The sequence below is a fragment of the Acetobacterium wieringae genome (genome assembly GCF_026646375.1).
In the GTDB taxonomy this organism is placed as follows: Bacteria; Bacillota; Clostridia; order Eubacteriales; family Eubacteriaceae; genus Acetobacterium; species Acetobacterium wieringae_A.
In genome coordinates, this window is record NZ_JAIPPU010000011.1 from 61,819 (window position 1) to 80,056 (window position 18,238).

General features: G+C 44.6%; 17 protein-coding genes. 9 read left to right on the top strand and 8 right to left on the bottom strand.

Features of this window, described 5'->3' with window-relative positions; genetic code table 11:
• The first annotated feature begins 41 nt into the window (after positions 1–41).
• From Q7P33_RS11055 to Q7P33_RS11065, 3 genes are all read left to right on the top strand, one after another.
• Positions 42–170: a hypothetical protein gene (locus Q7P33_RS11055; RefSeq protein ID WP_303870335.1), complete on the top strand. Its 129-nt coding sequence runs from the start codon at positions 42–44 to the stop codon at positions 168–170.
• Positions 155–1,264, top strand: a complete 1,110-nt coding sequence (locus Q7P33_RS11060) for a diguanylate cyclase (protein WP_303870337.1) — start codon at positions 155–157, stop codon at positions 1,262–1,264. Before Q7P33_RS11055 ends, Q7P33_RS11060 begins: the two co-directional genes overlap by 16 nt.
• Before the next feature lie 155 nt (positions 1,265–1,419).
• Entirely contained in the window at positions 1,420–2,583 is a 1,164-nt protein-coding gene (locus Q7P33_RS11065) for an MFS transporter (RefSeq protein WP_303870339.1), read from the top strand.
• Between the two features lie 77 nt (positions 2,584–2,660).
• Here Q7P33_RS11065 and Q7P33_RS11070 read toward each other — a convergent pair whose 3' ends face one another.
• Positions 2,661–3,356 (bottom strand): TetR/AcrR family transcriptional regulator, encoded by a 696-nt coding sequence (locus Q7P33_RS11070; RefSeq protein WP_303870341.1) that lies wholly within the window; start codon positions 3,354–3,356, stop codon positions 2,661–2,663.
• A 293-nt stretch (positions 3,357–3,649) separates the two neighbouring features.
• On the opposite strand from Q7P33_RS11070, the gene Q7P33_RS11075 reads away from it, so the two are divergent.
• From Q7P33_RS11075 to Q7P33_RS11085, 3 genes are all read left to right on the top strand, one after another.
• Positions 3,650–4,279, top strand: a complete 630-nt coding sequence (locus tag Q7P33_RS11075) for a corrinoid protein (protein ID WP_303870342.1) — start codon at positions 3,650–3,652, stop codon at positions 4,277–4,279.
• Positions 4,280–4,400: 121 nt separating this feature from the next.
• The gene (locus Q7P33_RS11080) at positions 4,401–5,591 is read left to right on the top strand and encodes an MFS transporter (protein WP_303870344.1); all 1,191 of its coding nucleotides are present in this window, start codon (positions 4,401–4,403) and stop codon (positions 5,589–5,591) included.
• A 330-nt stretch (positions 5,592–5,921) separates the two neighbouring features.
• On the top strand, positions 5,922–7,550 hold the full coding sequence (locus Q7P33_RS11085) for a leucine-rich repeat protein (protein WP_303870346.1): 1,629 nt from the start codon (positions 5,922–5,924) through the stop codon (positions 7,548–7,550).
• 32 nt (positions 7,551–7,582) lie between these two features.
• Here Q7P33_RS11085 and Q7P33_RS11090 read toward each other — a convergent pair whose 3' ends face one another.
• Both Q7P33_RS11090 and Q7P33_RS11095 read right to left on the bottom strand, forming a co-directional pair.
• Positions 7,583–7,975: a hypothetical protein gene (locus tag Q7P33_RS11090; protein ID WP_303870348.1), complete on the bottom strand. Its 393-nt coding sequence runs from the start codon at positions 7,973–7,975 to the stop codon at positions 7,583–7,585.
• A 389-nt stretch (positions 7,976–8,364) separates the two neighbouring features.
• Positions 8,365–9,102, bottom strand: a complete 738-nt coding sequence (locus tag Q7P33_RS11095; RefSeq protein WP_303870349.1) for a MerR family transcriptional regulator — start codon at positions 9,100–9,102, stop codon at positions 8,365–8,367.
• A 541-nt stretch (positions 9,103–9,643) separates the two neighbouring features.
• On the opposite strand from Q7P33_RS11095, the gene Q7P33_RS11100 reads away from it, so the two are divergent.
• Both Q7P33_RS11100 and Q7P33_RS11105 read left to right on the top strand, forming a co-directional pair.
• Positions 9,644–10,930 carry a 3-isopropylmalate dehydratase large subunit gene (locus tag Q7P33_RS11100; protein WP_303870350.1) on the top strand — a complete coding sequence of 429 codons (1,287 nt, stop codon included), beginning with the start codon at positions 9,644–9,646 and terminating at the stop codon, positions 10,928–10,930.
• Positions 10,931–10,943: 13 nt separating this feature from the next.
• Positions 10,944–11,465: a 3-isopropylmalate dehydratase small subunit 2 gene (locus Q7P33_RS11105; protein ID WP_303870351.1), complete on the top strand. Its 522-nt coding sequence runs from the start codon at positions 10,944–10,946 to the stop codon at positions 11,463–11,465.
• 691 nt (positions 11,466–12,156) lie between these two features.
• On the opposite strand, the gene Q7P33_RS11110 is transcribed toward Q7P33_RS11105, so the two are convergent.
• The gene (locus tag Q7P33_RS11110) at positions 12,157–13,203 is read right to left on the bottom strand and encodes an alpha/beta fold hydrolase (protein WP_303870353.1); all 1,047 of its coding nucleotides are present in this window, start codon (positions 13,201–13,203) and stop codon (positions 12,157–12,159) included.
• Between the two features lie 309 nt (positions 13,204–13,512).
• Positions 13,513–14,436 (bottom strand): chitobiase/beta-hexosaminidase C-terminal domain-containing protein, encoded by a 924-nt coding sequence (locus Q7P33_RS11115; protein ID WP_303870355.1) that lies wholly within the window; start codon positions 14,434–14,436, stop codon positions 13,513–13,515.
• A gap of 312 nt (positions 14,437–14,748) precedes the next feature.
• Here Q7P33_RS11115 and Q7P33_RS11120 point away from each other — a divergent pair, with 312 nt between their 5' ends.
• The gene (locus tag Q7P33_RS11120) at positions 14,749–15,159 is read left to right on the top strand and encodes a hypothetical protein (protein WP_303870356.1); all 411 of its coding nucleotides are present in this window, start codon (positions 14,749–14,751) and stop codon (positions 15,157–15,159) included.
• A 703-nt stretch (positions 15,160–15,862) separates the two neighbouring features.
• Here Q7P33_RS11120 and Q7P33_RS11125 read toward each other — a convergent pair.
• The 3 genes from Q7P33_RS11125 to Q7P33_RS11135 all read right to left on the bottom strand — a co-directional run bounded on the left by Q7P33_RS11125 (position 15,863) and on the right by Q7P33_RS11135 (position 18,180).
• Entirely contained in the window at positions 15,863–16,876 is a 1,014-nt protein-coding gene (locus Q7P33_RS11125; protein WP_303870357.1) for a 4Fe-4S binding protein, read from the bottom strand.
• A 198-nt stretch (positions 16,877–17,074) separates the two neighbouring features.
• Positions 17,075–17,716: an NAD(P)H dehydrogenase gene (locus tag Q7P33_RS11130; RefSeq protein WP_303870358.1), complete on the bottom strand. Its 642-nt coding sequence runs from the start codon at positions 17,714–17,716 to the stop codon at positions 17,075–17,077.
• Positions 17,713–18,180 (bottom strand): flavodoxin family protein, encoded by a 468-nt coding sequence (locus Q7P33_RS11135; protein WP_303870359.1) that lies wholly within the window; start codon positions 18,178–18,180, stop codon positions 17,713–17,715. The genes Q7P33_RS11130 and Q7P33_RS11135 overlap by 4 nt, the downstream gene beginning before the upstream one ends.
• Between the last annotated feature and the right edge of the window lie 58 nt (positions 18,181–18,238).

An 18,238-nucleotide genomic window follows, 5' to 3' on the forward strand; every position in this document is an offset into this window, starting at 1 on the left:
AGTCTTGATATACCGGGGGCGCGATCAAGCCACCGGAATTTATGCGAAGTGCCGTAAAATCAGTGGCTCTTAGCTGGCTGTTGCGCTATAATACGGTTAAAGGTATGTTGTTCAATGCCGTAATGGCAGACATCGAGGAAGGCGGCGCGACACAATGGGAGGATTTTTAAGATTAGAGGGCAAGTCCCGGAATGATTTTTATCAGGCCAAATACGATTATTACAAACGGTTCAATTTGGGGGTGCTATTTGCCTCGGCCTTTATGTTTCTGATTCTGTTTGTCGCTGACTGGCAGGTTGATGGGGCGGCATTGGGGCGTTCATTCCTTATTCGCAGTTCGGTGGTGGTACCGCTGTTGGTTGTTTTTTTTGCCTATCAGAAAATCAGTAACTACAAAATTATGGGGACACTGACCTACCTGATGGTTCATGCGATGATTTGGGGAAACATCTGGGCGGGGTCGTATCTGGCGGATCAGTCCTATGTCAATGAGGGGTTTCTGATCATGAGTCTGGTACTTTTGCTGGTCTCTTTTGCTGCACCGCCAATTGTGGCCATTATCGGCCAGCTGGGGTTGATCGGAGATATTTTACTGGCCGACCATCTTTATCATTTTGAAAACATCAATGCGATTTTAACCTTTAACATTCAGGTCATAGTGCTGCTATGTCTGGTTGATTTTATCATTGCGGGTTTCTACTACGACCATTACATCACCCAACGCAAGCTTGAATTTGCGTTGTTTCATGATCCGTTAACCCAGGTATTCAATCGTCGTCAGTTACATGCGATCATGGGAGAGGGGCATGATCTGACATTTTTGAGTGATGCCATTGCAATTGTCATCATGGATGTCGATCATTTCAAACAGGTTAATGATCGTTTCGGTCATGATGAGGGCGATCGGATTCTACAGTTTGTGGCGGATTGCATCCGCCACAGTTTGCGAGGTCCGGATATGGTCATGCGCTGGGGCGGTGAAGAATTTGTAGCGATTCTTTTTGATTGTCCGGCTGATCAGGCAGTGGTGGTGGCTGAGCGGATTCGAAAGTCGGTGGAAAAGTCGGTTAATGGCGTTTGTCCCATTACAATTTCGTTGGGTGTCGCCATCTATGCCGGTGGAGATTGTTTCGAGACGATCAAGAAAGCTGATAGCGCTCTTTATATGGCCAAACGACAAGGCCGTAATCAGGTGGTTTGTTATGAAAACCTTGATGAAGAACTGCGCCAGAAAGTGGCCGAAGCCAGGCAAAATGAGGTCTGAACAAACTTTATTGACATCTTCGTGCTGAAAGCGTTGACACAAAAATCAGGATGTAATATAATACACTAAATTTAACCGGTAAAGTTTTTAAGTTCTCATATTGATTTGTGAGAATAAAAAGCATACGGTAGAAGAAAAGAGTGTAGGAGAACGTCTTGGAAAAGAAAAGAATTAAAATTGCTATTTTGTCGATATCATCACTATTGATGATATCGATGACTGCTTCGGCCATTCTGGCTGACATTCAAGCTTACTTTGTGGGGGTCGACCCATCCCTGATTTCGATGGTATTGACCATTCCAGCTTTGATGGGTTTGGTGTTTGCCTTTGCATCAGGGCCGCTGTCGCTGCGACTGCCAAAAAAAAGCCTGGTGATTTTTGGGCTGGTTTGCGGATTGGCTGGTGGGATGATTGCGCTGCTGTTCGGTTCCACCAGTATTTATGTTCTGTTGGGTTGCAGCTTGCTGTTGGGGATTGCTCAGGGGATGAACTCGACAATGTCGATGGCCCTGATAGCCGATTATTTTGTGGCCGAGGAAAGTGGCGCGTTGATGGGGCTGCAATCTGCATTTGTTAATGGCGGCAGCATGGTGCTACTGTTCACTTCGGGGATGCTGGCCGGGATTTCCTGGCAGATGTCGTATCTGGTATATCTGGTTTTTATTCCGGTCATCGTAATCGTCATGAAAAATCTTCCCCGGGATCATGCTCCGGCACATGTTGCCGACAACCATCATGAAAAAAGTGCCAAGCTGAATGGTCGGGTCTATTTTACAGCGCTGACGATGTTTTTGTTTGGGGTTTTCCTTTTTGTATTTCAAACCAATGTAGCTATGTTTGTGGTCGGGAATGGTTTGGGGGATGCTTCTACCAGTGGACTGATCAACACCGCCATGTCAGCCGCCGGGATGCTCACCGGAATTTTGTTTGGCCGGATGCAGCGGGTACTCAAAAAACTGGTTATTCCGGTATCGCTACTGGTAGGCGGTTTGGGGATGCTTTTGATCTTTATGCTAGGTAGTCTGCCATCGCTGTTTATTGGCGCCATGTGTTGTGGGTTCTGTCTGGCTACCATTAATCCAGCGGGAACCTTTCAGGCCGCCAATGCCGTCCATCCCTCCATTAGTTCACTGGCCATTGCAGTTGTAACGGCATCCACTAGTGTTGGAATTTTTGTCTCACCCATTTTGTCCAACGGTGTGGCCAATCTAACTGGTGGTGGCATTGAGATCAAGTTTTTACTGGCCGCTGTCGGGCTGGCTGCAGTAGGTCTGATGTCGTTTGTCGGCAATGCGATCATGGATAAAAAAGAAGCGTAGATAACAAATTGTAATTATTAAAAAACCTCCTGAATTTTAAGTGTAAATTCAGGAGGTTTTTGTCGTGGCATCTAACATTATTCAATTTGGAAATAGGGTTTAAAGGTAAAGGGCACTCGTTTTAGCACCTCTTTGCTTTCGGCCAGAATGGCATCGATACGTTCTTTATCTACATTCATCAGCACAAAATTGAGCCGCGCGATATAATCCAGACAGTCTTCCTGGGTACAATTAAATTCGCCCCGGTCATAGGCCCACAAAACGGAAAAAGAGGCGCCTCTGGCAGCATTGGCAATCATCGCAAGTTCATCCGTATCGGCGTTAATGTTCAGATGGTAACGGCGATCATGGATTTTATAGAGGCGGATACTTTCCTGACTAAAGAGATCTTCATATTTGTCATCGGCCAGTTCTTTTAAAAAGCGCATTGCTTTGGGATCGGCCAGAAACATCTGATTATAGAGTCGAATTTCCACGGCGGTGCTGACCTGCAGGTCTGCTTTTCGTTCTTTAAAATAGTCGGTATAAAGTTTCAGAGCTACTTTATTTTTAAGTTCAAAAAGAAAGGTATCGCTGACGGCCCGGGCCAGGCTGGATTTTGATTTATAATAATAGGAAATCAGGGGTTTGGTAATTTCACAGATTGCGGCAATCTGATCCAGATAGGTTTTTTTATAGCCCTGTTCGTAAAATAATTGGCTGGCTACCTGGAGTATTTGTTCTTTTTGGTTATTCATGGTCATCTCTTTCATAATGGTATTTTGGGGTATCATTTTATTCTAGCACTTTTGATTAATGAATGCAAATAAATTATATTTAACCAGTTAAAATTAAATTAATGTAAAATGTATTGACTTTTCGTAAAAAACCGATTACAATACATTTATTGAACCGGTTAAAACATATGAACCGGAACGGCAAGTCTGGAAGAAACCTCGTTAAAATGCGATGGAAGCCGTTGTTATGCGTTTCAAATCGAATGATCGATTCTCAATATAAACGGTGATAATATTTTAGATCTGCCTATTTCGTAAGAACATTGAATTCATTTAACGGGAGGAAAGAAATGTCAAAAATTGCAGAAGTTAAAGCTAAGGTTGAGGCGGGAAAATCAAAACTGGTTCCTGGACTGGTTCAGGAAGCATTAGATGCCGGAGCTGCTCCATCCGAAATTCTCCAGGCAATGGTCGATTCCATGGGTGTGGTTGGTGATAAGTTCTCATCAGGAGAAATCTTTGTGCCAGAAATGCTAATTGCCGCTAAAGCGATGTCAAAGGGTGTGGAGGTCTTAAAACCGCTAATGGCGGGGGATGGATCAACTTCGCTGGGAACCTGCGTAATTGGTACCGTAGCGGGAGACTTACATGATATCGGGAAAAATCTGGTTTCGATGATGATCGAAAGCGCCGGTTTTGATATGGTGGATCTCGGTGTTGACGTTCCGGCTGATAATTTTGTCAAAGCGGTCAATGATAATGATCAGGTTGTTTTGGTTGCATGTTCTGGTCTGTTGACCACCACTATGCCAGCTTTGAAAGAAGCAGTTCAAACAATAAAAACAGCGTGCCCTGATGTTAAAGTGATTGTAGGTGGCGCCCCGGTTACACCAGAATATGCTTCTGAAGTCGGTGCTGATGGTTACGCTCCGGATGCTGGCAGTGCCGCGGTGAAAGCAAAAGAACTGGTAACAGTGTAACATTACCGACAAAAGTAGATTTCGGTCAAGTAGACATCACGGAAATCTAAAACAAGTAAATTTGTGATTGTTTTAATCACTTAAATTTTAAATCACAAATAAAATTAAAAGGAGGAAAAAAATGAATCAAAAAGTAAAACCAATCTCTACCTTTACAATCTTGGCCATGGCGTTTTTCGGAATGGGTGTAGGGACCATTACTCCGGCCCTGAATGCAATTTTCGTACAATTTTCAGATCTTCCGATTACTACGCTTTTGCTGGTATCGACATTGCCCTCGTTAACCGTAATTCCCGCCACCCTGATTGCCGGGTCTGTCGCCGGTAGCAAGGTTAAGTATCGAACCCTGGCAATTCTTGGGATGGCTCTCTTCGTTCTTGGTGGTGTTGCCCCCTATTTTGCCACTGATTTCACCGTTATTCTGATTGAACGGGCCATCTTTGGGATCGGTTTGGGGATCATGTCACCACTGGCCAATTCATTGGTTATGGGTGTTTATGAAGGCGATAAGGTCGCAACTATGACCGGTATGGTCACTCTGGCAATGAATATCGGCGGGATGGTCCTTCAATTTATGGGTGGCTATTTTGCTGGGATTGGCTGGAATTATAGCTTCCTGCCCCATGCGCTCGGTATCATTTCGTTGCTATTAGTTATCTTTTTTCTGCCGGAACCTGCACAAGCACCGATTACTGCAGAAGTTCATGCAGCACCTAAAGAAAAACTACCGGTTAAATTATTTATAATTGTTCTGGTATATGGGATTTATACGTTGTCAATTTACCCCATGTTGGTCAATATGTCGACGCTGATTGTCGAGCGTGGTATGGGTACAACTGCTACAGCTGGTATTGTTCTGGCCCTTCTGACGATCGGCGGCATGGTCGCTGGTTCGGTTTTTGGTAAAGTGTTTAAAATCTCCGGTCGATTTATCATGGCTGTTGGTTATGCTCTTGCGGCTATCGGTCTTGCCCTGGTTGTTTTTGCCAGCAATATTGCGCTGTTGTCAGTTGGAGTTTTCATTGAAGGTTTTGCCATGTCAACGTTGATTCCTGCCAGCATGATGCTGATTTCAATGACCGTTAAACCGTCGCAGATGGCTTTGGGGGTATCCTTCTTTATGGCCGGGATGAACCTCTTCGGATTCCTGTCAACCTATTGGATTGGCGCCATTGCAGGAATTACCGGTGATGCGGTAACAGCGCCGATTGCTGTTGGTGCAGTTGTGACAACCGTATTCTTTGTGATTTTCCTAATTGTCAATCCATTAAAAGGTGGGGCACCGATGCCGGAGGCACCGCAACAGTCCTAAACAAGCAAAAACAAATTAGTGGATTCAAAAACAGGAGCCACCCATTTCGGATATGAAATGGGTGGCTTTTGCTGGTTTAGCGGGGTGCAGCATCAAGCAGATCTGAGATCAATCCAAAGATAAGAAAGGGAGTGATACCCTGACACGAGTTTAAAATAATTTGGGGGATTTGGAGGACGATTGATCTTATAATGGCGTTTTAATGATTCTAGAAAGGGTAGACAAATAGTGAAAAGCAAAGCACATCAGAGGCTCAGCACATTAGGATTTGCTGTTTTCAATTGGTTATGGACTAAACAAATGGTTCAAACTAACAAGGAGGAAATGATCATGAAAACGGATCTGAGAAAATCGATTTGGCTGTTGGCAACCCTTCTGATCATCAGTTTTTTACCAGCTGGGGTTGTGGCTCAGGACGACTCAACTGAGGTGATGACAAATGCGGTGGAAACAGATTTTAAGGTGGAGGATGATCAGGCCGGGATACGGATTGTCAAATACCTCGGCAGTGGCGGGGAGGTGACTGTGCCGTCAATGATTGATGGCAAGATGGTAATCAGCATTGGCGATTTTGCTTTTTCCCACTGTACCAGTCTGAAAAGTATTGTTTTAGCCGAAGGGATTGTGACCATTGGCAGTGATGCCTTCTGGGGGTGTACCGGACTGACAACCATCACCATGCCAGAAAAGCTCGAAACCATTGGTCCCAACGCCTTCTGGGAGTGTAGTGCGCTGGAGAGTATGACCATTCCGGACACGGTAAAATCGATTGGCTCTGGGGCCTTTGCCCGCTGTGACAAACTGACCAGTCTGGCGCTTCCCGGGCAGGTGACCACCATTGACAACTATACCTTTGGCTCCTGTTCTAATCTGTTCAAGGTAGTAATACCAAAAACGGTGGTCAGCATTGCCGACAACGCGTTTGATTCCTCGCCGCATATCATTATTTTTGGTGAAACCGACAGTTATGCCCAGCAGTATGCAGCCGCTCATCAGTTACCTTTTGTCGACAGTGCCCTGAATTGTACGTATCGCACCCACGTCCAGAATATCGGCTGGCAGGGCTGGGTCGGTGATGGTGAGATGAGTGGTACCTCGGGACAGTCGTTACGGCTGGAAGGGATTGAGATTAAGCAGAATGATGAAACCGTCGATGTGGGGATAGAGTATCGCACCCATGTTCAGAATATCGGTTGGCAGGACTGGGTCAGTGATGGTGAGATGAGCGGAACATCGGGACAGTCGTTGCGGTTGGAAGGGATCGGAATTCGCCTCACCGGTGCCGATGCCGAAGATTATGATGTTTACTATCAGGTTCACGCCCAGAATGTCGGCTGGCTGGATTGGGCCAAAAACGGTGAAAGTGCGGGGACTTCGGGCTTGTCCTATCGTCTCGAAGGGATCCGGATTGTTATCTTCGATAAAGGTGCAGCAGCACCAGGTTCCACCGCCAGACCCTTTATCGGGAATCTGACCAACGACGATTTTATCAGTAAGATGGATGGCCTCTGGTATGCTTACATTGAACCCACGACCCACATTCTTTATTTCACTGATCGTTATTGTATCGATCGAACCTTTGCGGCATCACTGGGACAAAATCTTGGGGGCTATTATGAGGTGATTGAAACCACCGAAAATGGCGGGACGATTCAGATCAATACCTGTCATCTCTGGAAGTCGACAGTCTGGGATTATCATCCGACCGATCCGATGATCTTAGAAGTTAACTTTGATACCCCTGGGGATAACAGAATTATTATCACTCAGAGCGGTGCCAGCGATGCTCCCTACGATATTAGCAGCACCAATGAGTGGATTGCGGCAAAACCTCTTGGCGGAGATCTCTATGAATTTCCCAATGTGATGTTCGGGGAACTGCTTGAAACTGCCAATGTCAAGCTTCATGACAGCAACATCGAATACCATCTGGATCATAACTTCACCGATTTCGACTGATTTTGGATAAAATGCAGCATGGATGAAAGGGATTATCGATAGTGGTCATAACTTGAAAAGGATTCTTTGATCTTACTGTCTTCAAAGTCATTCATGGCCAGGTTATAGTTGGAAAGAAACAACTGCTCATAAGCAGACAGTTTATGTTTGCTGGTATTGAGACACTCCTGGCATTGCTCATCATGGGTTTCGGGAAGCTCAATGTCCGCCGTATTGCGAACCTGATTAAAATCAATACTGGTCAGTTTGCAGTGGTTTTCGATGTCGATATCCGACCAGATACTTTTTAAGAATTTCAGACAGGTTTTCTGAGGCTGTTCAAAAACGTGTTTAAATTGGGAGGGGCTAATATGCTGAGTGATTTTTGTCATTGTCTTTTCCAGATCTGACAGGGTAAAATAGTTATTTAAAATTAATTGATTCATAATATTCTCCTATAATATGTGATTAACCGATCGGCTGAACAGATCAAGTCAGACACTGATGGGCTTACGGCCAATTTGGGGTGTTTTATCAATCGGCGGTAAACAACGAATTGCCAATCCGTTTGATTGATTATCTCAATAATAACAGACGAATATGAACTTTATGTTAACAACAGATTACAATTTTATGAAGATTTTAGTGGTGATCAATAGTTGTTGGAATAAAATTGGGCGAGTATGCCCGCTCATGAGCTGGTCTGCTGATGAGTTAAGCTAGTTAGGAAGAGTGATGAGATTAATTAAAAGAACCATTTGGGAAGTTCTTGGTATCACTTCCCAAAATGGTTCTTATTTATTGATATAATACTATAAAAAATGGGGACAAGTCCCTATCTGTTGGTATAAACCGCAATGGCATCGCTCATAAACTGGGCCAGTCCTTCAGCGTGAGTATCGATGTTTGCTTTGAAGCGTTCATCATGAACATACATCAGTCCCAAACCAGCCAGGATTTCTTTCGTACAGTCGTAGTAGTGTCGGGTAATGTTATTTTGCCACTGGGCAACAAGATCCTGAACCACTGGGTCAGTGACATCTTTTTTCATATTGGCAACAAAGCTGGCATAGATGGCTTCTGTTTCATTGTGGATCGCTTCCCACTTTTCCGGGCTATAGCCACTGGTTTTTTGCTGGCTTTGGCGGTAGGCGTCCGTTTTGCCCCAGCGTTCTTGCACCTCAGCTTCGTATTGTTTCTTGTTCGTTTCAATCTCGGTCATGTCAAATGGTTTAAAATTCATGATTTTTTCTCCTTCTAATTTTTGGTCCAACAAGGCAATCAGTTTGTCCAGACGGCGCCGTTTAAGCAGCAGTAGATGACGCTGTTTTTTAAACGCATCCATTTCGTCATAATCGGGATCGGCTAGAATCCCTTTGATCTCCTGGATCGAAAAATCCAGCTCCCGCAAGAACAGAATATTCTGGAGTTGAGATAGATTGGCCGCGTCGTAATATCGATACTTATTTTCTGTGATCTCATAAGGAATCAGAATTCCTTCACGATGATAGTAGTGAAGGGTGCGCACACTGACCCCGGTTAGTGTCGCTACTTCCTTAACCGTCATTTTCATTGGCTTCTCCTTGATGGTAATTGTTGGTGTGCTCTAAAGTGCTGTAAGCTTTATTGTCAGTTAGCGCTAAAAAATTTCTACACTGTTGCCTAAACGTTGCAAAATTGTTCGCAAAAACTAATATAAAAGCAATAATTGTTAGTATTGAAAGTTCGTAACAATCGATCGATGTTTCGTCGGTCTGGTTTTCCCTGACCTGCTTCTATGATAAGCTATGACCTAAGGTCAGAGTCAAGGGGGAAATTAAGATTTTTACAAAGAATTACCATAACGACCAATTATTAATCTGTTGTATGCCACATGCTTAGACAGGTTAGCCATGTCCGCCTTGATACACAGGGTCTGCCCCCCCAGATCACAATCGATATAATAATTGTCAGTACGTCAAAGTCAATTAGCCATAAGTATCGTAAATTTTGAAAATATTTGCAACCAGCGGGATTGATTTTATCAGGTTTATTGATCTATTTACAGGTTTATGTCATAATAAGAAATGAGTTTATTTGAGATTAAGAATGTGACAAAAAAGAAGGAGATTAAAATGGGTAAGACAATAGCTGAAAAAATATTTGATGCACATCGGGTAGATGAGCCGTTTCCAGATACACATGTGTTAAAACTGGATCGGGTTTTCTGTCATGAAATCACCACACCAATTGCCATCACCGATCTGATGGCCCGTGGGATGGATCGGGTTTTTGATCCCACCAAGATCAAGGCCGTTATCGACCATGTCACCCCTGCTAAGGATTCCAAAACCGCCGAACAGGGTAAAATCCTCCGGGATTGGGCCCGACGCCATGAGATTAAAGACTTTTTCGATGTGGGCAGAAATGGCGTCTGTCACGCCATTTTCCCGGAAAAAGGATTTGTCCGACCCGGCTACACCATCATCATGGGCGATTCACACACCTGTACCCATGGAGCCTTTGGAGCTTTTGCCGCCGGAATCGGTACGACCGACCTGGAAGTTGGGATTTTAAAAGGGGTCTGCGCGTTCCATTTCCCCAAAACCATTAAAATTGTTTTAACGGGAGCCCTACAACCCGGCGTTTATGCCAAGGATCTGATCCTCTTTATCATCAAAGAGCTGACGGTGAACGGTGCTACCAATATGGTCATTGAATTTACCGGTCCCGTTGTTGATGCGATGTCGATGGAATCCCGGATGACTCTGTGCAATATGGCCATCGAAGCCGGTGGGACCTGCGGAATCTGCTACCCGGATATGACCACCGTTGATTATCTCTGGGACTTCATAAAGGATGAGTTTGCTACCAAAGAAGACGCTCTGGCCGACTATTCCAAATGGGTTTCCGATGCTGATGCTGAATACGAACGGGTACTGGAATACAATGTTTCGGAACTACAACCGATGGTTACTGTTGGTTACAAACCTGATCAGGTCCGCACCGTCGCCGAGGTATCCGGCACCAAAGTCGATCAGATCTATATCGGTAGCTGCACCAATGGCCGGATTGAAGATCTGCGCATCGCTGCTGAAGTCCTCAAGGGCAAAAAAATAAGCGACAATGTTCGCGCCATTGTCAGCCCGGCGACACCAGCCATTTATTCAATGGCACTAAAAGAAGGCATCATTGAAATCTTCCAGGATGCCGGTTTCTGTGTCACCAACCCAACCTGCGGTGCCTGTCTGGGTATGAGCAATGGGGTACTGGCTGAAGGCGAAGTCTGCGCCTCCACCACCAACCGTAATTTCAACGGCCGGATGGGTAAGGGCGGTATGGTTCATCTAATGAGTCCGGCCACAGCAGCAGCCGCTGCCATTAGCGGAACAATTGAGAATTCTAATTTATTCAAGGCTTAGAGGGGAGATTGAGATGAAGACATTTAAAGGTAACGTACTATTTTTAGATCGCAGCGATATTAACACCGATGAGATCATCCCGGCCAAATATCTGACCGAAATTACCAAAGAGGCGTTAAAGCCAAATCTACTTGAGGATCTGGTATTACCCGGCTTTTCCCGGGCTGACACCGAGAATAAGGCAGTTATTGTGACCCGGGAAAACTTTGGTTGCGGTTCATCCCGGGAACATGCCCCCTGGGCCCTGGAAGTCAACGGCATCAACGTCGTGATTGCTGAAAGCTTTGCCCGGATTTTTAGACAAAATATGTATAATTGCGGGATGTTTGCCATTGAACTGCCGAGAGAAACCATCGACGGTTTGTTTGCTAATTATGCCGACAAAGTCGTGACCATGGAAATCGATGTGGATGGTAATCAGATTCGTGTTCTGGCTGATGGCAAATCCGAAACCATTGATTTCGCAGTCGGCGAATTTGATAAAACCCTGGTCAAAGAAGGCGGCTGGGTTGGCTATGCCGATAAGAATTACTAAACAGTTCTCAGAAAAATAAAGATCCGTAATTTAAAAAAGATACCCTCGTACTGACAATTGTTACATCATGTTGTTCACTTTAGAGTGGACAATATGATTAACTGACCCCTTAGTCATTGGTCGGTGTGGGAGTTTATCGACAACCTCAAGACTGCAAACTTCGGTTTGCAGTTTTTTTTGGATATGTGTCGATTAGACCGGGAACAGGGCAAAAACTAAAAATGCACACGCTCTTTTTTAATATTTATTTGAGCATAATCACGATATTGCTGATAGAGGGTTTGAATGGTTTGGGTGGGGGGCTGATTCAGCTCTCGTTGAAGCATTTCCCGTAAGCCGTTATAATGCTTGATAAAACCTCCATAGTCATCATCAAAGAGAAATATATTTTAATCAGGGGATTGAGCAGGTTTCCCAAGTCGTTCAAACCAACTCTGTCACTGCCGAACAAAGTGCTGCCGCCAGTGAGGAACTCTCTGGTCAGGCCGAAATCCTCAAACAGATGGTGGGTGCTTTCCGCTTAAAAGAGAATCGTTCGGGAAGCAGTAGAAGAAATCCAATGCAACCGGAATCAAAGCCGGTAAGTTTTGAAACACCACAGATTGACATCTTCCTGAATGAGGCAGAGATGGATAAGTATTAATATAAGCAAAAACAAAGCAACCTCGGTGCAATTGCATCCAGGTTGCTTTTATCGTTGGCAGATCAATTCATTAAGAATGGCCAGTACCGCTTCCGGTTCCTCAAAAATAGGGCTGTGGGCCGAGTCTTCAAAAAGATAGAAATGCTTTTCCGGGGCCTGCAATTCTTCCAGATAAACCTCGGATAAGTAATGGTTGACGGTATAATCGTAGGCGCCGGAAAAAAACAGCACCGGGATGTCCAGCCGAGTGACGATATCGCTGAGGTTAGCTTGCCGGAATTCTTCATTGACGATTGATTTTTGACAAAAAGCTTTGCCCTGCCAGATCTGTAACTTTTCCTTCAGCATATATTCCCGGTGCTTCATCACCGCCAAAAAAATACCGGTGATCACGGAATACATCTTATGGGTGGTCCCGATGCCCGCTTCGTGCATGACCCGATCCCGTAGGCCTTCGTAGGCTGGGGTGCCGTAGGGGGCTTTTTTCAGTTTGGCAAGGTTTTTTTTGTCATTGGTATAGAAATCAAGCATCCACCCATAAGCCAGCTCTTCCGACAGGGCCAGATTGACTGACTGGGCTACCCCAATATAGGCATGGTAGAGCTCAGGCGACCGGGCTGCCGCCTGAATCCCAATATAGGTACCAAAAGAATGGGCCATCAGGTAGATTTTATCCTGACGAAAGCGCTGGCGTAGATAATGGGTCACCGAAATGGTATCTTCCACGAACTGAGTAGTGGTCATCGTCTCTGGTGAGATATTGGCGTTGTATGATAGACCAGCGCCACGCTGATCCCACCACACCACGGTAAACAGTTCCTCCAAATGGGCAGGGTAGCTGTGGTTCAGCCAATACTCCGGCATTCCTGGGCCGCCATGAACAAAAAGTAGCACCGGTTTTCGGAAATCCTTCGATTTGATAATCATTCCCATTTCAATGCCGTTGATGAATACCCAGGATTTTTCTGACAAACTGCCGGGCAGTACCCGGCCATTGGCATCGGTGTAAGGAATCATGTTACCTGAACTAAAAACCATCAGCAAGGTGCTGACAAGACTGACAAAAGCTAATAGGAGAATAAAAAATAGCGCCAATCGCTGTGCCTCCTTCCTGATTGTTTTGTCGGTAATTACCAAACTGGATACAAAGCTAACAACGTATTCGCAAAGACCAGTATGGTTTGGGGTAGAGGAAATTGAGCTTAGCACATTTCGCAAAACAGGCTACTTCGATTATAACGAAACAATTTGATGGCGTCAAGCGGGAAGCGGTTTTATGCCACACCCAACTGCGGTCATCAACAAAACAGAGACCAATTCCGCAGCTTGATGCAGAATTGGTCTCTGTTTTGTTTTTCAATCGTCATGATTTCGGTTCCCTTTTGGTTCTGGCAAAAATTTCAGTTAGGGGACATAGGTGCAGAGAGAACCATTGATATAGATGGCACTGTCACCTAAGGGGTTGCAATCAATGTAAATCAGGTCGCCGCCGGCATAGATGGTACCGATGGTGCCATTGGTGCCAGTTGTAACCGTTGATGAATAGTAATCATAAAAATAGTCACTGCCGCCGTCAGTCACCAGAAGCATGCCATTGTTGAACTCATAATAGAGGGTAAAGCCACTGCCATCGGTCCATTTCCAGGTGCCGCGGATGTTGTCTTCAAATTGCTGCCATTCAGACATAGACGGATCGACGGTTGCCGGTGGTGTGGTGGTTGTGTTCGGCTGGGTCGTGTCTGGTTGTGGAATGGTGATGGTGTAGGTACCGGTTTTTATGCCACTTTGATTGCCATATTTGTCAATGGCGATGCTCTTCAGGGTGGTGGTCGTATTGAGTACGATGGCACTGTCATAACGGCTGGATTTGTCAGTCGGATCGGTGCCGTCGATGGTAAAGTAGACAACAATTTCCTCACCGGTCGGTTTATTGATTTCAACTTTCTGGGATGAGGTATAACTGCCTTCGTTTAAGGAATAAGAAGGCAGATCGATGATCACCTGCTTTTCTCCGGTCAATCCCTGACTGGTGTTGGGTGGGTTGCCGTTATCCTTGAGTACAAACCATAAAAATATGGAGCCGCCAATTAATACAATCGCACCCAGCAGCACGGATAGAATAATAATCACCGTCTTCTGCGATCCGCTTGAAGACGGTTGGGGTGGCTCGGACAGTGGGGTAAAAATAATCTGATCCGGTGGCATCGGATCTTGAGGAATCAGCAGGGCAGGGTCAGTTGTATCGGTATTAAAACCGCAGTTTCCGCAGAATGGTTCGCCAGGTTCCAGCTTTGCTCCGCACTTTGGACAAAATTCCGAATCTTTCATGAATTTCACCTCCCTTCCATAGTGTGAAGGCTTTTTGCGGTGGTTATATAAACTAAATACCCGCCTGGAATAAAATATATCATTGCCTTAGTCGACAATAAAAATATCTAAAACTGCGTTATTTCTAACAGTGTTTCAGGCATCGTGGCATAAAAATCAGACCCGAATCGGGAACTTATAACAACACGTCGTGAATGGCTGATTTTCGGTGTGAACTGCGATTGTGGATGGCCGATGAAAGAGTTAAACTTTGAATAGAAACGTATTTATTAAAAGGCGTCTTAACTATTTCAACTAATAAGGGAGATAATAATGGGATTTTTTGACAAGTTTAAACAGGGATCGAAAGATATGATTAAAAGCTATGATAAGGTGAAACTTAATCAAAAACTGAGCTACGAAGAGCTTCATGATATTATGAAAGAGGGAAAATATCCCTGCGGGGATCCCCAGCTAACCGGAAAGGGGATTATGCATTGCATTCAGTTTCCACCGGTAGACAAATATGTGATTCAGGTGGCGTTAAGCGGGACCACCGTGACGATCACCAAGATCTATAGTGGGGTTGGTGGCATCCTCAAAGAAACCGTCGGTGATGCCGTAACCGATGGCTGGTATAATGTTCTCAATGGAGAAAATATTGACCTCAACCAGATGACCCGGATTGTCGGCGAAGAGCTGACCCGATTGTGTGGCGAAAAGGGATTGCTAAAATCCGCTTAAGCTGTTTGGGCTTGAAAATAACCAATAAAATTGTCGAAACCATGTTATTCAGAGCTCGAATAATTGCGGTTGATTTTAGCGAATAAAAACACAATAAATCTCCCAGTTGCCAAAAGAACGGCAGTAGGGAGATTTTTTCAGTTGTAAAAATAGAATATTGGATTTGATTCCATCCCAAAAAAGAGCTTAAGCCGATTCTGCCATTTCACCTGCAAAACCGGCCTAGCCCACAATCTCAGTCGTCATCCGTTTGGACTCCTTCTTTTGATTTTATCAAAAATCTTCTTTTTCACTTTTCAGTATAACTATTACACACTTATTATGGGATATCCAACTATACAAAGATTTCTCTTTCTATAGAAGGAAGAATCTGTTTTTTAAGTAGACTTTTCTCCCGGCCAGCGTATCAACTTATTTCATCATGGTCAAATTTTCATCTTCAACCTCGGGTCGGTACATTGATATTAGTGCCAGTGTCGTAATTTTTCAAGTGATTGACACAAATGATTCGTAACACCTGTTACTGAAAATGATTGAGTTGATCTTTGATATGTTCTTATTATATCATTATTTGTCAGGAAGTAAATAGATAAACTGTAAACGTTTGTATAAAAATCGTATACGCTTATAAACAATTTATATTTGGGCAAATCAGGTCAGAGAAAGTTGTTAAATCTGCGGGTATAAAATCGATCATTTCAGGTTAATCCGAAATCGTGATCTGGACAGCTTCTTGCATCTCCACTTGATGTTTTTGTCCCCCGCCGTTATTTTTGCCCCCCGAGCCCGGCTCGTTGGTTTTTAAATCCCAGATGTCCAAGGTTATTGTTCCGAAAATTCCGCCGATAAAGACTGTCAGCATCACGATGGCCACCACGGTAATGGAAATATGGGAGCTTTGTTTGGTAGCCTGAACCACCAAGGTTTCAGATTTCGGACAATTCCGGTTTGAAGTACATTCATAACAGCTGATGCAACTGAGATTGGTGACTGTCTCAGTTCGACAGACATCAATATTCATCGGACAACTGCGGCTGCATTTCTGACAGTTGACACAGGTAGCGGTTTTACGGCGGATTTTAAAGATTCGGATCGTGTTGAAAAGACCCAGGAGAGCGCCGTAGGGACAGGCATATTTACACCAGGGCCGTGCCACAAACAACGAACCGATGGTGATAACGCCGAGCAGAATCAGGGCCGGCAGGGCCACCGTTCCGGTCCAAAATTTAAATAATGCGTGATAGGGATCAAGATTGGCAAACAGCAGGGTTCCGGAGACGGCTGTCACTGTCAGTACCCAGACCAGTACGCCATATCGTAAATAGCGCAGTAGCTTGTCTACCTTTGGCAGAATAAACTGATTATAGCGTTTCTTGAATATTTTTTTTCCGATTTTGCCGATCCATTCCTGAAAGGCGCCAAAGGGGCAGATCCAGCCACAAAAAACCGGACCGAAAAGCAGTGCCAGCAGAAATACCAGACTCATTAAAATCACTGAAGTGATCTGGGTTTTGGGGACAAAGAATCCGGCTGTTATCAGAGAGAAAAAGGTTTCTACACCGCCAAAGGGGCACAACGCATGGAGCGAAGCCGCTGATAAGAAAGGTATTCCCATGCCGGCAGTTGCCAGGGTTTTATTTACTGAAATCAGGGCAATGAGCGCAAAGAAAGAGATTTGCACCATCAGCCGTAGGTTGAATTTTTTAGGTTTTGCCATGATGATACCTCCAATAATTGTATACACATAATGTTAAACGTTAATCATGTCAAAATAGTGTCAGAAATTTGAAGGGTTTTAGCAATCACTTGGCAGTTTTAAATAATAATCAGAGAGAGTTACTAGAGTTTGCTGAAAATGGAGAATTTTCGACAGAAAATCCTGCTATAATTGCTTTACGATAATCATTGGTATCCGTCAAAGAAATGGTTGATCATAACGATTTTTAAAACAACCGTTTCTTTTGAGAATCCAGTTCCAGCCAATCTGATTGAGTCGGTTGACCAGGCGGGATTCCAACAAACGTACTTGATATTTTGATAAACAAACGGGCTTCCCCAACTTTTTGACGAGGAGCGGATCGAAGCTCCCGGTTTTTTCATACGCGACACCCAGCGCTTTAAGCTGTTTAAACAGTCTGCCAAAGAAAAAATGCGGCAGGATCGAACAGGCCGCCGCATCGCCCTTGATGACGGTGCCAAGGTAGGAAAAATGCAAGCGGTAGGCCAAAGCAGTCAGATAGTTTTCCAGATAGCGGGCGGTGGCGCTTTCAATAAAACCAGCCTGGACAATAAAACCGATTTTGGGATGATGGCCGGATTGGGGCTTCAGTTCTTCAAAAAGTTTCATCACCAGCCCGGGCATGGCATGAATATAGAGGGGCATCACCAGCAGAATGGTGTCATACTCATTCATCGCCAACGCCAGAGTTGCCGGCTTTTCCCGGAGCAGGTAGCGAACCGGCAGCGGTGTGGTCAGACCTGATTGAAAATGGTCAATAAATAATTGGGTATTCCCGCAATCAGCCCGGGGGGAGCCGTTAAGTATCAGGGTTTTCATGATCGTACCTCGGGCATTTTACCAGTGATGCTGTTAGTTTTGCTGTGAAACTGGTAGAAGGTTCGCTGCAGATAAGCTTCGAAGATTTGTTTTTCAGTCGTATTAAGAAAAGTATCCTGATAAAAAATTTCGATATCGGGATACCGTTCATAGCGGGGGTCGTGCATCGATTCACCTGAACCATAATTGGTGTAAGGCAGAAACAGGGGAATCATTCGGTCAAACAGCGTTTTTAGATTGGCGCTGATAAAACCCTGGGACACGGTGAGATAAAAAGTGACCTTTTCAGCGGTGATATAATGATGATAAAAGCAATCCAGATCATGATGGATACAGCGTCCTGGGGTTTTCCACCAGCAGGTCCAACAGCCACAGCAGCCTTTTATAGGGTATGCGTTTAAATCCAGTAAATACGAATCCGACAGTGAAACAGTATTATATTCTCGGACAATCATGGTTTTCATTTTTGACTCCTTCGTAATGATCTGTCTCGAGTATAAAGCCGGGGGCAGCCCCCAGGTC

Excerpts from the sequence above, each read along its gene's own strand:
- Q7P33_RS11090 (WP_303870348.1), bottom strand. The coding sequence starts at position 7,975 with ATGAATCAATTAATTTTAAATAACTATTTTACCCTGTCAGATCTGGAA.
- Q7P33_RS11105 (WP_303870351.1), top strand. The coding sequence starts at position 10,944 with ATGAAGACATTTAAAGGTAACGTACTATTTTTAGATCGCAGCGATATT.
- Q7P33_RS11100 (WP_303870350.1), top strand. The coding sequence starts at position 9,644 with ATGGGTAAGACAATAGCTGAAAAAATATTTGATGCACATCGGGTAGAT.
- Q7P33_RS11125 (WP_303870357.1), bottom strand. The coding sequence starts at position 16,876 with ATGGCAAAACCTAAAAAATTCAACCTACGGCTGATGGTGCAAATCTCT.
- Q7P33_RS11095 (WP_303870349.1), bottom strand. The coding sequence starts at position 9,102 with ATGAAAATGACGGTTAAGGAAGTAGCGACACTAACCGGGGTCAGTGTG.
- Q7P33_RS11080 (WP_303870344.1), top strand. The coding sequence starts at position 4,401 with ATGAATCAAAAAGTAAAACCAATCTCTACCTTTACAATCTTGGCCATG.
- Q7P33_RS11130 (WP_303870358.1), bottom strand. The coding sequence starts at position 17,716 with ATGAAAACCCTGATACTTAACGGCTCCCCCCGGGCTGATTGCGGGAAT.
- Q7P33_RS11115 (WP_303870355.1), bottom strand. The coding sequence starts at position 14,436 with ATGAAAGATTCGGAATTTTGTCCAAAGTGCGGAGCAAAGCTGGAACCT.
- Q7P33_RS11055 (WP_303870335.1), top strand. The coding sequence starts at position 42 with ATGCGAAGTGCCGTAAAATCAGTGGCTCTTAGCTGGCTGTTGCGCTAT.
- Q7P33_RS11085 (WP_303870346.1), top strand. The coding sequence starts at position 5,922 with ATGAAAACGGATCTGAGAAAATCGATTTGGCTGTTGGCAACCCTTCTG.
- Q7P33_RS11135 (WP_303870359.1), bottom strand. The coding sequence starts at position 18,180 with ATGAAAACCATGATTGTCCGAGAATATAATACTGTTTCACTGTCGGAT.
- Q7P33_RS11070 (WP_303870341.1), bottom strand. The coding sequence starts at position 3,356 with ATGATACCCCAAAATACCATTATGAAAGAGATGACCATGAATAACCAA.
- Q7P33_RS11060 (WP_303870337.1), top strand. The coding sequence starts at position 155 with ATGGGAGGATTTTTAAGATTAGAGGGCAAGTCCCGGAATGATTTTTAT.
- Q7P33_RS11120 (WP_303870356.1), top strand. The coding sequence starts at position 14,749 with ATGGGATTTTTTGACAAGTTTAAACAGGGATCGAAAGATATGATTAAA.
- Q7P33_RS11075 (WP_303870342.1), top strand. The coding sequence starts at position 3,650 with ATGTCAAAAATTGCAGAAGTTAAAGCTAAGGTTGAGGCGGGAAAATCA.